The 14,022-nt window shown below is 58.9% G+C and carries 11 protein-coding genes and 1 tRNA gene; 4 read left to right on the top strand and 8 right to left on the bottom strand.

All coding sequences use genetic code 11. From position 1 onward, the window contains the following. The first annotated feature begins 2 nt into the window (after positions 1-2). Positions 3-77, top strand: a tRNA-Asn gene (locus AC2FFD_RS05160). Positions 78-98: 21 nt separating this feature from the next. On the opposite strand, the gene AC2FFD_RS05155 is transcribed toward AC2FFD_RS05160, so the two are convergent. From AC2FFD_RS05155 to zwf, 4 genes are all read right to left on the bottom strand, one after another. Continuing rightward, the gene (locus AC2FFD_RS05155) at positions 99-1,718 is read right to left on the bottom strand and encodes a long-chain-fatty-acid--CoA ligase (protein WP_496872258.1); all 1,620 of its coding nucleotides are present in this window, start codon (positions 1,716-1,718) and stop codon (positions 99-101) included. 186 nt (positions 1,719-1,904) lie between these two features. After that, a complete protein-coding gene (gene pgi / locus AC2FFD_RS05150; RefSeq protein ID WP_425078338.1) occupies positions 1,905-3,509 on the bottom strand; it encodes a glucose-6-phosphate isomerase in 1,605 nt (534 codons plus the stop codon). Between the two features lie 4 nt (positions 3,510-3,513). After that, a complete protein-coding gene (pgl, locus tag AC2FFD_RS05145; protein ID WP_496872233.1) occupies positions 3,514-4,185 on the bottom strand; it encodes a 6-phosphogluconolactonase in 672 nt (223 codons plus the stop codon). Then, on the bottom strand, positions 4,182-5,636 hold the full coding sequence (zwf, locus tag AC2FFD_RS05140; protein WP_496872231.1) for a glucose-6-phosphate dehydrogenase: 1,455 nt from the start codon (positions 5,634-5,636) through the stop codon (positions 4,182-4,184). Before zwf ends, pgl begins: the two co-directional genes overlap by 4 nt. A 163-nt stretch (positions 5,637-5,799) precedes the next feature. Between zwf and AC2FFD_RS05135 the strand changes: the two genes are divergently transcribed. After that, the gene (locus AC2FFD_RS05135) at positions 5,800-6,753 is read left to right on the top strand and encodes a radical SAM protein (protein WP_496872230.1); all 954 of its coding nucleotides are present in this window, start codon (positions 5,800-5,802) and stop codon (positions 6,751-6,753) included. On the opposite strand, the gene AC2FFD_RS05130 is transcribed toward AC2FFD_RS05135, so the two are convergent. Further along, positions 6,754-7,416, bottom strand: a complete 663-nt coding sequence (locus tag AC2FFD_RS05130; protein WP_496872228.1) for a lipid-binding SYLF domain-containing protein — start codon at positions 7,414-7,416, stop codon at positions 6,754-6,756. 98 nt (positions 7,417-7,514) lie between these two features. After that, complete coding sequence (locus AC2FFD_RS05125; RefSeq protein WP_152458119.1) at positions 7,515-7,784, bottom strand: usg protein; 270 nt, start codon at positions 7,782-7,784, stop codon at positions 7,515-7,517. A 193-nt stretch (positions 7,785-7,977) separates the two neighbouring features. Between AC2FFD_RS05125 and gyrA the strand changes: the two genes are divergently transcribed. Both gyrA and trhA read left to right on the top strand, forming a co-directional pair. After that, a complete protein-coding gene (gene gyrA / locus AC2FFD_RS05120) occupies positions 7,978-10,704 on the top strand; it encodes a DNA gyrase subunit A (protein ID WP_496872226.1) in 2,727 nt (908 codons plus the stop codon). 131 nt (positions 10,705-10,835) lie between these two features. Continuing rightward, the gene (gene trhA, locus AC2FFD_RS05115; RefSeq protein ID WP_257598804.1) at positions 10,836-11,498 is read left to right on the top strand and encodes a PAQR family membrane homeostasis protein TrhA; all 663 of its coding nucleotides are present in this window, start codon (positions 10,836-10,838) and stop codon (positions 11,496-11,498) included. 155 nt (positions 11,499-11,653) lie between these two features. Here trhA and AC2FFD_RS05110 read toward each other — a convergent pair whose 3' ends face one another. Both AC2FFD_RS05110 and AC2FFD_RS05105 read right to left on the bottom strand, forming a co-directional pair. Next, complete coding sequence (locus AC2FFD_RS05110; RefSeq protein WP_496872225.1) at positions 11,654-12,499, bottom strand: CE1 family esterase; 846 nt, start codon at positions 12,497-12,499, stop codon at positions 11,654-11,656. A 53-nt stretch (positions 12,500-12,552) separates the two neighbouring features. Continuing rightward, positions 12,553-14,022: a carboxypeptidase M32 gene (locus AC2FFD_RS05105; protein ID WP_496872224.1), complete on the bottom strand. Its 1,470-nt coding sequence runs from the start codon at positions 14,020-14,022 to the stop codon at positions 12,553-12,555.

The raw sequence follows: 14,022 nt of genomic DNA, 5'->3' as shown, positions 1-14,022 counted from the left end.
GTTCCGGCGTAGCTCAGCGGTAGAGCAGTTGACTGTTAATCAATTGGTCGTAGGTTCGATCCCTACCGCCGGAGCCATTTTTCCAAGATCCGCACGCGCTACCCTGTCAGGGCGTCTCCGAACTCTGCCCGAAGCTTGCGTTTCAATACCTTTCCGGTCGCGCTCAGTGGCAGCGCATCGACAAAGACAACCTTGTCCGGGATCTGCCACTTGGCGATTTTGCCTTCGAAAAAGGCAAGCAAATCCTCTTCGCCGGGCTCTTCACCGTCGGCTTTCACTGCAACCAGCAAGGGGCGTTCATCCCATTTCGGATGCGGAACACCGACCACGGCGGCCGTCGCAAGCTGGGGGTGGGCCACGGCGATGTTTTCCAGCTCGACCGAACTGATCCATTCCCCACCGGATTTGATGATGTCCTTGGATCTGTCGCGAATGGTCATGTAGCCATCCGGGTCCAAAGTGGCCACATCCCCGGTGGCGAACCAGCCATCCTGCAACAAATTCTGATCCTGCAACTGGAAGTAGCTGTCCAGAACCCAGTGGCCCCGCACCAGCAAGTCACCCTGGGTTTCACCGTCATGCGGCAGATCATTCCCATCTTCGTCCACGATTTTCAACTCGACCCCAAAGGGCGGTCTTCCCTGACTCAGGCGAATCTTGTGCTGTTCTTCCGGTGGCAGCTTCAGGTGTTTGGCCAATGGGTAATTCGTCGTGCCCAGCGGGCTCATCTCGCTCATGCCCCAGGCGTGGACCGTGTCAACGCCATAGGTTTCGCGGAACGTTTCGATCATCGACGGAGGGCACGCGGCGCCGCCAATAACCGTGCGTTCAAGGCTTTTGAGTTCGGTTCCGCATGCCGCGGCATGGGCCAGCAAGCCTTGCCAGATGGTCGGCACGCCCATGGCCAATGTCACGCCATAGGTATCGATCAGGTTGACCAGCGCTTCACCATGTAAATCCGGTCCAGGCAACACAAGCCGCGATCCGGACATGGCACAGGCGTAGGGCGACCCCCAGGCGTTGACGTGGAACATCGGCACAACCGGCATGACAACATCCATCGCTGAATACCCGATCACATCCCGTGTGTTCGATGCGAAACTGTGCAGCAGTGTTGACCGATGGGAATACAACACGCCCTTTGGATTGCCCGTGGTTCCCGACGTATAGCACAGACCGCAGGCCGTCTTTTCATCCAGATCGGGCCATTGGAAACCTGCATCCCCGGTCTCCAGCAACTCGTCATAGAATTTCAGGCCGGGAATCTGAGCCGCAGCCTCTTCATTGCGAGGCCCCATGAGGACAAAATGCTGCACCTCGGTCAAAGCGTCATGCAGCGCGGCGACCAGCGAAATGAACGTCGCATCAAAGAACAACACCCTGTCCTGGGCATGGTTGATGATAAAGGTCAGCTGCTCGGGGAACAGGCGGGGATTGACCGTATGACAGACAAAGCCCGCACCGGAGGTGGCAAAATAGATCTCAAGATGCCGCCGATTGTTCCAGGCCAGTGTCCCGATCCTGTCCTGCGGTTCCAGCCCCAGATTCGTCAAGGCCGACGCCATTCGTCGGGCATTCACGGCAATCTCGGACCAGTTGGTTTCAGTGACCGTTCCGTCCGTTTCGACCGAGACAATCTCGGTCTGGCCGTGACAGCGCTCTGCGTGATCGATCAGCGACGAAACCAGCAGGGGCTGCGTCATCATCTGTCCTAACATGGACATCCTCCCGTCCTTGGCGAGACCTTGGATGGCCTCTGCCTTATCCATCTTGCATTGACGGCTTGGGGTGTGACCCGACGCGTCAATACAGTCGTTTCCTACGGAGGAACCCTGCCAATCATTTAATTGTCTGACAATAAAAGAATGCAGCCCAACACGGCCGTGGGCGGCATTTTTTCGCTCTTAGTTTCGGTGTTTCAGCGCATAGGCGACCAATGCGGCTGTTGATCCGTCTTTACCTTCAGCGCTCGCAACACCTTCCACGACAGGACCAAGCGAGTTGGCAAGCTCTTTGCCCAACTCCACCCCCCACTGATCAAAGGAGTTGATGCCCAGCAGAACGCCTTCGACAAACACGCGATGCTCGTACAGCGCGATAATCTGCCCCAGAACGAACGGTGTAAGTTTCGGATACATCAGCGTTGTGGAAGGGCGGTTGCCCGGGAACACCCGGTGTCGCGCCTGCCGATCAAGTTCGTCGCCATCAAGGCCTTTCTCCGCCATACGCTCACGGGCTTCATCCAAAGAGCGACCACGCATCAAAGCCTCTGACTGGGCCAGACAGTTGGCCAAAAGCAGGCGGTGATGGTGGGTCAACTCGGGTTCGTGCCCTTCGGCGGCGACCATGAATTCGCAGGGAATGACATCCGTGCCCTGATGGATCAGCTGATAAAATGCATGCTGACCGTTGGTGCCCGGCTCACCCCAGACCACCGGCCCCGAAGGGACGGCCAGCGAAGATCCGTCCATCGCGACGGATTTGCCGTTCGATTCCATTTCCATCTGCTGGAGATATGCGGGCAGACGCAACAGACGCTGATCATAGGGCAGCACGGCCCGGCTGGTGCAACCCAGAACCTGACGGTGCCATATACCGACGAGCGCCAGCATCACAGGCATGTTTTCAACCCAATCCGCCGAGCGGAAATGCAGATCCATCGCCTGCCCGCCCCGCAGAAACGCATCAAATGCATTCGAACCGACGGCAATCATGACCGGCAATCCGACCGGCCCCCAGACCGAATAGCGCCCGCCCACCCAATCGGCGAAACCAAAAACATGCGCCTCGGGAATGCCGAAGGCCTGCGTCTTGTCCAGCGCGCTGGATACGGCGGCAAACTGGCGGGACTGATCACCTCCGCCTTCGGACATCCAGGCGCGGGCCGTTCGCGCATTGGTCATCGTTTCGATCGTGGTGAATGTCTTCGACGCGACAATCACCAGCGTCCGTGTCGGGTCCAGCTGGCGCAACGTATCAGCGATATGGGCCCCATCCACGTTCGAGACGTAGTGCACCCGCGGACCATCGTGATAGGGGGCCAGTGCGTGCGTGGCCATCACCGGGCCAAGGTCGGATCCCCCGATGCCGATATTCACCACGTCGGTAAAACTGCCCCCTGCCCCTGCAATGGCGCCGCCGCGCACCTCCTCGGCAAAGACACGCATCCGTTGCAGCGTGTCCAGAACCCCGGGCATGACATCCTGACCGTCCACCTCGACGGGCCCGCCATCCAGGTTGCGCAGGGCGGTGTGCAGGACCGCGCGCCCTTCGGTTTCGTTGATCTTTTTCCCGGCAAACATGGCGTCGCGCCGCGTCGCTAGCCCGGCATCTTCGCACAATTGCAGCAGCGCCGCGCGCACGTCTTCATCGATCTGCGTTTTCGAATAATCGAACAGCATATCCCCGGTTGAGGCTGAAAACGACCGGGCCCGGGTTGCATCCTCTGCGAACAAATCGACGATACGGCGGTCAGCCGCTGCAAGCGCCTTCAAAGCATTCAACTGCATTGCCTCACTCCGCCCAATGAACCGTCATGCCACTGAGAACGGCGGCGATCGGTGCTTCTTCCGGCGGCATCGACATGGCCTTTTCCAAAACGTCTCGTTTTGCCTGCCCGTAGATGACCAAGTGTTTCGACAAAGCCCCGTCCAGAACAGGGGCCGTCAAAGAAATCCGGGGCTCTGGCTGAACATCGGTCCGGGCAACGATCAGGGTCGGCGCCTGGCTGTCGAGGGCCTTATCCAGCCCGTCCATTCCGGGGAACAATGAGGCCGTGTGCATGTCTTCGCCCATCCCGAGGACCAGAACCGACAATGGCAGTACCGGCGCGATCAGCGATTCAACCTCTGGCAAAGCCGCTTCAGGCTCTGCGCCCGGTACAAAAAGTGGAATGTACTGCGCCACGGATGCCCGGTTGGTCAGCAGTCTCTCCCGGATCAGCCGTTCGTTCGAACGTTCGTGATCAGCCGGTACGCAGCGCTCATCCGTAGGCAGAACGCGCACGCGGTCCCACTCGAGATCAGCGGCGCACAGACTGTCAAAAATCGGCCCCGGTGTTGTCCCGCCGGGGACAGCCAACGCAACCGTGTCGTTGTGCAACAAAGCGGTCTCAAGCTCACCCGCCAACGCGTTTGCCACATCGATGGCAAGCATTTCCCGATCGGCATATTCCTGAATGTTCATGGCTTTATTCCTTGCCAGCGGCGACCATCGCGTTTCATCAGCAGCTCGGCGTCGCCCGGTCCGGTGCTGCCGCTGTCATAAGGTTTGGGCACGTCCCCACGCGCCAGCCATCCGGCGATGATCGGATCAGTCCAGGCCCATGCGGCCTCGACCTCGTCCCCACGCATGAACAGCGTCTGGTTGCCCCGGATCACGTCCATGACGAGGCGTTCGTAAGCATCTGGCGGGTCTTGATTCTCGGGCCCCAGCGCTTCGGCAAAACTCATGTCCAAAGGCACGTCGATCAACCGCATCCCGCCCGGCCCCGGTTCCTTGATCGTCACTTTCAGTGTGATCCCCTCATTGGGTTGCAACCGGATCGACAGTGCATTGGCGTGACGCCCGGCTTCTTCCCCGAAAATCGAATGCGGTGCGTCCTTGAACATCACATTGATAATCGAAGATCGCGCCACCAGCCGTTTGCCCGTACGCAGATAAAACGGCGTACCCGCCCATCGCCAATTGCTGACATGCGCCTTCAGCGCCACATAGCTTTCAGTGGTCGAGCGTGGATTGCCGACACATTCGCGGTATCCCGGCCCGTCCGGCCCCTCTGAAAACTGGCCGCGCACGATGTGATGCGGTTCCACCGGATCAAGCGCCCGGATCACCTTGAGCTTTTCATCCCGCACCGCGTCCGGATCGAACTTTGCCGGGGGTTCCATTGCAATCAGACACAGCAGCTGCATCAGGTGGTTCTGCACCATGTCCCGCATCGCACCGGCGCGCTCATAGTATTCTTCGCGCCCTTCGATACCGACGGTTTCCGCAACCGTGATCTGGATGTGGTCGACATACTGGCTGTTCCACAGCGGTTCGAACAGCATATTGCCAAACCGCACAGCCATCAGGTTCTGGACGGTTTCCTTGCCCAGGTAATGATCGATCCGGTAAATCTGGCTTTCATCAAAATGCGCAGCCAGTGTGGCATTCAGCTCTCGCGCGCTGTTCAGGTCATGCCCGAACGGCTTTTCCACCACGATGCGCGTATCTTCGGTTGCCAGATCATAGGCCCGGACCCGCTCGGCAAGGGGGCCGAACAGACTGGGGCCGACCGAGAAATAGAACGCGCGCACACGGTTGGGTGACAGTTTTTCACCCAGCAGATCCCATCCTTCGGTTGATACTGCATCCAGCGGGACATAGTCGACCCGCTGTAGAAAACGCGACACCCCCTGGGACTCCGAAGCGCAGACCGCAGCATGCCGGTGAAGCGATTCTGCGACCATCCGTCGGAAATCTTCCGCGGAATGGCCCGCGCGCGCGGCGGCGATAATCCTTGCATCCTCATGCCATTGCCCGGCGCAAAAGCGACGGTAAAGCGCAGGCAGGATCTTGCGCTGCGCCAGATCGCCGGTGCCGCCGAAAATGATCAGATCAAAGGGATCAACTGGTATGACGCGTGAAACCATGAGTTGTCCTTACCTCGCCCCTTCCGGCATGTCCAATGTTAGCGCAACCATTCGGCAAGAAATCACTCTGTTCAAAACTCTGTCAGAACCGCTGCGTCACCCTTACCAAATCCGCGACAAAGGGCTAGATCAGATCGACGACCTCAAAGAACCGGATGCGGGAATGAAAGACAACGCCCCTCAGCTTGCCAATATCGGCAAGTTTCAAAACAAATCGGTGACAGCTGACGGCCAGGCCCGCGCAAAGGTTTCCCTGACACGGCCCGAAACCCTTTGGTTCAATACGGGCACTTTGTGCAATATCGAATGCGTGAACTGCTATATCGCCAGCAGCCCGACCAATGACGCCTTGGTTTACATCACGACTGACGAGGTTCGTGATTACCTGGATCAGATCGAAGCCCGCAACTGGCCCGTGCGCGAAATCGGGTTCACGGGCGGTGAGCCGTTCATGAACCCTGACATGATCGACATGACACGCGCCGCGCTGGAACGCGGGTACAAGGTTCTGATCCTGACCAACGCAATGGCGCCGATGATGCGCCGCAAAATGCGCGAAGGGTTGCTGGGGTTGCAAAAGGAATTCAACCACATGTTGACTCTGCGCATTTCGGTCGATCACTTCCGCCCGGCCCTGCACGACGAAGAACGCGGCGACGGCAGTTTCGACAAAACCCTGGCCGGGATGGAATGGTTGCGCGACCACGGATTCAACATGGCCATCGCCGGGCGTACGGTCTGGGGGGATTCAGATGCGGAAAGCCGTGCGGGCTATGCCAGGTTCTTTGCCGAGCACGGATTTGATATTGATCCGCAGAACCCGGCTCGGACCGTTCTGTTCCCCGAAATGGACGAAACTGTCGAGGTTCCCGAAATCACCTCTGCTTGCTGGGGAATTCTGGACAAATCCCCCAACGACGTCATGTGCGCCAGCGCCCGGATGGTGGTCAAACGCAAGGGGGCCGAAAAACCTGCTGTCCTGGCCTGCACCCTGCTGCCCTATGAGCCCGAGTTCGAGATGGGTCATACCCTGGCCGAGGCCGAGGCGGACGTGCATCTGAACCACCCTCATTGCGCCAAGTTCTGCGTTTTGGGCGGGGCCAGCTGTTCTGGCTGATCAGTTCAACTCGGGCGATTTCCAGAACTTGGTGCCCGACGCGCCAGCCGATACGCGCCAGCCTTTTTTGTTGAGAACGAAGAACGAGCGTCCGTCCGTAAAACGCAGGGTTTCGCCCGTTTTGTCCTCGCCATACATGGCCCCTGTTTCTGCGGTCGCGTCATAGCCCTGGTTTATAAACTTATCCAGATCAGCAGGGGTTTCGAACAGGATCACGAATTTGGTCTCGAAACCGCCGATGCCGATGGCGCCGCCAACACCGCCTGTTCCCATGTTCATGTATGTGTGTTGCCCGGTGTCTTTCGACACCGCCACACCCCGGCCATAACCCGCCGACACAGGGAATACTGTAACCTTACGAGAGTCGAACACCGCATATCCGGTACTGACGTCATAGAGTGGCCGCGCATCGGGGTTTTCCGCCAAAAGCTGATCCAAAATCTCGCCTGCCATCGCGTCAAGCTTTGCGCGCGTCTCTTCGGGCGTTGCCTCGTTGGACAGCAGCTCCGAGGTGGACGTGATCGTATCGTCAACCGCCTCGGCGCCTTTGTCGATCGTCTTCCCGACGCTCTCGGCACCTTTCTTGATCTTGTCCAGAACACCCTCGGCAAAAACAGGGCTGCTTATGCAAAGCGCGGCAACAAAGAGAATGGCTCTGGTCATGGTTTTTCCTCTGATACCATCAGATTGGCAGTCACCATACGCGACTTGCCTCAAATGGGAACAGGAATTCCGACACGCAGTCGGACCTGGCCGGTCACTCAGTTCACGCGAAACTCGCCAACCATGTTGCGCCACTCGCCCGGTGCGATCATCTTGCGGTGCGTGAATTTCACGGAATGCAGCGGCCCTTCGATTTCTCGTTGCCAAAACTCGATGAATTCGAACAGTTTGGGATGATCCGGCGCAAGGTCATATTCCTGCCAGATGAAGGTATTCAGGACGTGGACGTAATCGGGCATGTGATAGAAAAACTCCGCCGTTGTCAGGCCATAGCCCTTGAGCATCAATTCGGTTTCACTTGTCTTCATTCAGACCTCCGGTTTGTTGCACTGTATTCTCAGGCTAGCACGAAAACCCCCTAATACTTAGATAACAATATGTTACTTGGGTGTTACCGAGGATTCGAGCCTCGGACAGCGCTGCTTGCTTGCACCTTATGTGCCGGGTCTGATAAGGTGCATCCACAAGATATAGACCCAGCACAAAATACGGGCAGTTTACGTGAGCGATACGCCAGAAATCCCAGAAAACATGGATGAAACCCCGCCCGAGCGCCCTGTCTATGACGGCCCGACGGTCTCGATCGAATCCGAGATGCGCACGTCCTATCTGGACTATGCGATGTCGGTCATCGTGTCCCGCGCGATCCCCGATCTGCGCGACGGTTTGAAACCGGTGCATCGGCGCATCCTCTATGCGATGCACGAGACCGGTAATACCCATGACAAACCCTATCGCAAATCGGCCCGTCCGGTGGGTGACGTGATGGGTAAGTATCACCCCCACGGCGACAGCGCGATCTATGACGCGCTGGTGCGGATGGCTCAGGATTTCTCGATGTCGCTGCCGCTGCTGGATGGTCAGGGCAACTTCGGCTCGATGGACGGCGACAACCCGGCGGCCATGCGTTACACCGAGGTCCGCATGGACAAGCCCGCCGCCGCCCTGCTGGCGGATATCGAGAAAGAGACGGTCGATTTCCAGGACAATTATGACGGCAAGGACAAGGAACCTACCGTCCTGCCCGCGCGGTTCCCCAACATGCTGGTCAACGGCGCCGGCGGTATCGCGGTCGGCATGGCCACCAACATCCCGCCGCACAACTTGGGCGAAGTGGTCGACGCGACGCTGGCGCTGATCGACGATCCGGACCTGACCAGCGAACAGCTGATCGAATACGTCCCCGGCCCCGATTTCCCCACAGGCGGCGTGATGCTGGGCCGATCCGGCGCGCGCAAGGCCTATCTGGAAGGCCGCGGCAGCGTCATCATCCGTGCCAAGACCCGCGTCGAGGAGTTGCGCAAGGATCGCTATGCCATCATCGTGGACGAGATCCCCTATCAGGTGAACAAGGCCTCGATGATCGAGAAGATCGCCGAAGCGGTGCGTGAAAAGCGCATCGAAGGTGTCAGCCATGTTCAGGACGAATCCGACCGCAACGGCGTACGGGTGGTGGTCGAGCTGAAGCGCGACGCGACACCCGAGGTGGTGCTGAATCAGCTGTACCGCTTCACGCCGATGCAGACCTCGTTCGGCTGCAACATGCTGGCGTTGAACGGCGGCCGCCCCGAGCAGCTGACCCTGCGCCGCTTCCTGACCAGCTTCATCGACTTCCGCGAAGATGTCGTTGCCCGCCGCACCGCATACGACCTGCGCAAGGCGCGGGAACGCAGCCATGTCCTGTGCGGTCTGGCCGTTGCGGTCTCGAACGTGGACGAGGTCGTAGCCACGATCCGGTCCTCGGCCGACGCGGCCGAGGCGCGCGAAAAGCTGATGACCCGCCGCTGGCCCGCGGCCGAGATCGAAAGCTATCTGCGCCTGATCGACGACCCGCTGTCCAAGATGAACGACGACGGCACCTACAACCTGACCGAGGTTCAGGCCCGTGCCATCCTTGACCTGCGCCTGCAACGCCTGACGCAACTGGGCGTCAAAGAGGTCACGGACGAGTTGGAAGAGCTGGCCGCCAAGATCAAGGAATACCTGGATATCCTGTCCTCGCGCGAACGCATCATGGGCATCATCGCTGATGAACTGCGCAGCGTCCGCGAACAGTTCGCGGTACCGCGCCGCACCGAGATCGTCGACTGGTCCGGCGACATGGAAGACGAGGACCTGATCGAGCGCGAAGACATGGTCGTGACCGTCACTTCCGGCGGCTATATCAAACGAACCCCGCTGGCCGATTTCCGCGCGCAAAAGCGCGGCGGCAAGGGGCTGTCGGGCATGCAGACCAAGGAAGAGGACGTGGTCACCACCCTCTTCGTGGCCAACACGCATACCCAGCTTCTGTTCTTCACCACCGACGGGATGGTCTACAAGCTCAAGACCTGGCGCCTGCCCCAATCGGGGCGCACCGGCAAGGGCAAGGCGATCGTCAACATCCTGCCGATACCCACGGGCGTTTCGATTGCGGCGATCATGCCGGTCGATGTGCCGGATGAAGAATGGGAAAACCTTCAGATCGTCTTCGCCACCAGCGCCGGCGACGTGCGCCGCAACGCGCTGAGCGATTTCACCAACGTCAAGCGCAACGGCAAGATCGCGATGGACCTGCCCGAGGGCGTGGAACTGGTCAACGCGCGCATCTGCTCGGACGATGACGACGTGATGCTGGTCACCAATTCCGGCCGGGCGATCCGTTTCTCCACAACCGACGTGCGGGTGTTCAAGGGGCGCAAATCGACCGGCGTGCGTGGCATCCGACTGAACGCGGGCGACCGTGTGGTCTCGATGTCAGTGATCCGCCATTTCGAGGCCACCCCGGACGAGCGCGCCGCCTATCTGAAGATGCGTCGCCTGATGGCCGGCGTGACCGATGACACCGAAACCGACGAGGATGGCGGCAATGCCGACAGCATCCTGCCGCAGGAACGCTATGCCGAGATGTCGGCGGCCGAGAACCTGATCCTGACCATCACGGCCAAAGGATCGGGCAAGCTCAGCTCGTCGCATGACTATCCGGTGCGCGGTCGTGGCGGCATGGGCGTGATGGCGATGGACAAGGCGATGCGGGGTGGCCCGCTGGTGGCCTCGTTCCCTGTCGAAATCGACGACCAGATCATGCTGGCCACCTCCAAGGGTCAGTCGATCCGGGTTCCGGTCGACGGCATCTCGTTCCGGTCCCGCAGTGCCGGCGGGGTCAAGGTGTTCAACACCGGCAAGGGCGAAGAGGTCGTCAGCGTCGCCCGGATCGCCGATCAGGGTGATGAGGAAACCGAAGAATAGCCCTCACGCTCAATTACGGATCTGAAACAAAACGCTCGCCCTGCGGGCGTTTTGTCATTCCGGATCACGATATCGACAACTCTCGGGATGATCTGCTTGCCCCAGGCCATTCTGCCGCCTAGCCTTTTCATATGTGGTCTTTTGCGCATATCCGACCAGCTTACAGTCGCACGGAACGGATCAGCGACGGTGTGGTCCATGTGCTCGGTGTCTCAAGTGCGTTGGTTGCCGTACCCCTGCTGATCACAATGACCATCTATTACCGGTATGATCAATCTGCGGTTCTGGGTGCCTCGGTTTACGGGGTGACGCTGATACTCATGCTCACGTTTTCCGCCTTGTACAACATGGTCGAAAACGAGGAATGGCGCGGGTTCCTGCAGCGCCTCGATCATTCTGGCATCTACGTCAAGATCGCTGGGACCTATACGCCGTTTCTACTGTTGTCCGGTGCTCAGCCCCCGGGGCTGCTACTCGGATTGTGGTCTTCGGCGACGCTTGGGTCGGTTCTCAAGATGCTGGACCCAAACCGGTTCCGTTGGTTCGGGCTTGCGTTATACCTATTGATGGGTTGGGCGGTGGTCTGGGCCGGGCAATCCATGCTGGCAGACCTGTCCCCCACAATCGTCACGCTGATGATTGCCGGAGGGCTCGTGTACACGGCCGGGGTCGCCTTCTACCTGCTGGACTGGCTGCCGTTCCACAACACGATCTGGCACGTATTTGTGCTGCTGGGCAGCGTATTGTTTTTTGCGGCGGTCGCGGCCCGAATCGAACTGGTTCAGGTCGTTTAGGATAACCTGTTCGTTTTTGTCAGGGAAAAAGTTTGCGCAAAACGAAAATTGGCGTCGCCCAATAAAGGGTTCCGCGTGAAGCCGAAGACAAATTGCGCGGCATGTCCCGCGACCATCTCTCCGTCTTCACCAGTCCAGTTTTGTGTTGGAAGCCCCTATTCCAAAGCATTCACCGTCTCAAACCAGTCAAGCATCAGATCGCTCCGGCCACTTGGAACGCCATGCCCGGCCTCATAACCGATCACCGAAACGGTCGAACCGGTTTTACAACCGCTTAGAATGCGCTGATCATGGCTATCTGTCTCAACAACTTCATCCTTTTGGCAGCCTGCAGAAGATGCGAGCGTTAACGTAGCCTCAACTGCACCCATATATCCCGGATCGGACCACGAAGACCCGGAACCGGCGAATGGAATAACCGTGTCGTCATGACCATGGCTATAGAACATATCGAAATCGAAGTCCGCTGAAGCACAATCCCCAGGCTGGCCACGCACCGGTGTTCCAGCAATAGGGGCGAAGGCTTTTAAACATGGGTCAATAACTGCACAGGCAAGATACCAAGCGAAGGATCCGCCTCTGGAATGGCCAGTGGTTACGATCTGCGCCGGATCAACGGGGAATCGAGCTAACACGTCCTCAAGCATATTGGCAATGAACTCAAAATCATCCCGGCCATAATATGCGTCATTCCAAACCCACCTTGTACCCGGGCCGTTTCGGTATTCAATTTCCAGCGCGGTCGGAGCGACAATGGCATACCCGCGCTCCAGTATCGGCTTGACAAGAAATGCACTCTGAATCACCCGCTGCCCCGTTCCGCGCGGCCCATGAAGAAAGATCACGGCCGGAAATGGTCCTTTGCCCTTCGGAATCAATACGCTGTATTGCCGCCCTGAAACCATACATGGGGCACCCACGCCGCCACATTCCTGTGCTCGGTACAGATGTGAGAAGCTCTCCGCAGGTCGCGCTGGTTTGAGTGCCAAAACCAGAGCCATTGCTGCAATGCAAAGAGCAATGAGCCTTACCGTTCAGTTGCCGCTCCGTGCTTTCACAGCCCATATATCGCGCTGAACTTCTGTTCCAGATATCCCAGCAAAGGTTCGGGTCCCGGCTCAATGCCGCTTGCCCGTCGGATAATCTCGCGCGGGGCATAAAGCCCGCCGTGCTGCTGGACGTGTTCGCGCAGCCAAGCAGTTGCGCCAGATGTGTCGCCGTCTGCCAGTTGGGCATCCAGCCCCGGCACCGCCGCTCGCAGGGCCTGATACAGACATCCTGCATAGACATTGCCCAGCGAATAGGTCGGGAAGTACCCGAACAGCCCGACCGACCAGTGCACATCCTGCAAGCAGCCGTTCGACGGTTTGTCGACCGCATAACCGAAGTCAGCCTTGAAGCGGTCATTCCAGGCCGCCTCAAGTTCGTTGACCTGCAAGTCTCCGGCCATCAAAGCGCGCTCAAGATCGAAGCGAAGCATGATGTGCAGATTGTATTGCACTTCATCGGCTTCGGTGCGGATATAGCCGTTGTGAACCCGGTTGACGGTGGCATAGAACGCGTCTGAATCGGCAATTCCGAAATCGCCGAATGCGTCTTTCATCTGATCGAACAACCAGCCCGTAAACGCACGCGAACGGCCAAGCTGGTTTTCATAGATCCGACTTTGGCTTTCATGCACACCCATGGATACGCCACGCCCCAGTGGCGTCAGCAGGTAGTCGCGGTCGATCCCCTGTTCGTAAGCGGCGTGGCCGACCTCGTGAATGGTGGAATAAAAGCAGTTGAACGGGTCCGTTTCGCTGGTTCGCGTGGTGATGCGTACATCCAGACCCGAACCCGAGCTGAACGGGTGAACCGCCTTGTCCACACGGCCGTTGTTGAGGTCATAGCCGAAGGTAATCGCCAGTTTTTGCGCAAGCTGCATCTGGATCAGCTCATCAAAGCTGCCGCTCAGCGCGGCAGGTTCCGGGCGGTCCAGAACAGCCGCGCGCAAGGCCACCAGACGTGGGCGCATCTCATCGAAAATGGCCGCGATCTGAGCGCCGGTCGTATAGGGTTCATAATCCTCGACCATGGCGTCATAGACGTCTCCGCCCTGTGCCAGCGCCTCGCCTTCCTGACGCTTCAACGATACGACCTCTTCCAGCACCGGAAGGAACGCCGAGACATCTTCATCCGCGCGCGCCTGGGCCCATGTTCCCTGTGCGGCGGACGTAATTCGGGCAATCGCCGTAGCCAGATCGGCAGGCACCTTGACCGCCCGATCATAGGCGCGCCGGATTTCCCGAAGCTGCGCCTTACCGACTTCATCCTGTGGGGCGGCCTGATCCAGCCACTCTGCCACGCGTGGATCTGCACGACGCGCATGAAGGACCGCCTCGATAGCGGCCATTTCTTCGGCACGTTGAGGTGCGGACCCGCGCGGCATGACGGTTTCCTGATCCCAGCCAAGCCGACCGGCAATCTGGCCCAATGCCGAGGTGTCACGCTGAAAAGCCATCAGTTCATCGAAAGCGGTCAT

Source organism: Ruegeria sp. YTSC002 (assembly GCF_059609845.1).
The sequence above is the reverse complement of the archived record's forward strand: the minus strand, read 5'-3'. Positions and strand labels throughout refer to the sequence as shown.

Bases quoted from the DNA above. Each gene is read 5' to 3' on its own strand.
- AC2FFD_RS05155 (WP_496872258.1), bottom strand. From the start codon at position 1,718: ATGTTAGGACAGATGATGACGCAGCCCCTGCTGGTTTCGTCGCTGATC.
- pgi (WP_425078338.1), bottom strand. From the start codon at position 3,509: ATGCAGTTGAATGCTTTGAAGGCGCTTGCAGCGGCTGACCGCCGTATC.
- pgl (WP_496872233.1), bottom strand. From the start codon at position 4,185: ATGAACATTCAGGAATATGCCGATCGGGAAATGCTTGCCATCGATGTG.
- zwf (WP_496872231.1), bottom strand. From the start codon at position 5,636: ATGGTTTCACGCGTCATACCAGTTGATCCCTTTGATCTGATCATTTTC.
- AC2FFD_RS05135 (WP_496872230.1), top strand. From the start codon at position 5,800: ATGAAAGACAACGCCCCTCAGCTTGCCAATATCGGCAAGTTTCAAAAC.
- AC2FFD_RS05130 (WP_496872228.1), bottom strand. From the start codon at position 7,416: ATGACCAGAGCCATTCTCTTTGTTGCCGCGCTTTGCATAAGCAGCCCT.
- AC2FFD_RS05125 (WP_152458119.1), bottom strand. From the start codon at position 7,784: ATGAAGACAAGTGAAACCGAATTGATGCTCAAGGGCTATGGCCTGACA.
- trhA (WP_257598804.1), top strand. From the start codon at position 10,836: ATGTGGTCTTTTGCGCATATCCGACCAGCTTACAGTCGCACGGAACGG.
- AC2FFD_RS05110 (WP_496872225.1), bottom strand. From the start codon at position 12,499: ATGGCTCTGGTTTTGGCACTCAAACCAGCGCGACCTGCGGAGAGCTTC.
- AC2FFD_RS05105 (WP_496872224.1), bottom strand. From the start codon at position 14,022: ATGACCGCTTTCGATGAACTGATGGCTTTTCAGCGTGACACCTCGGCA.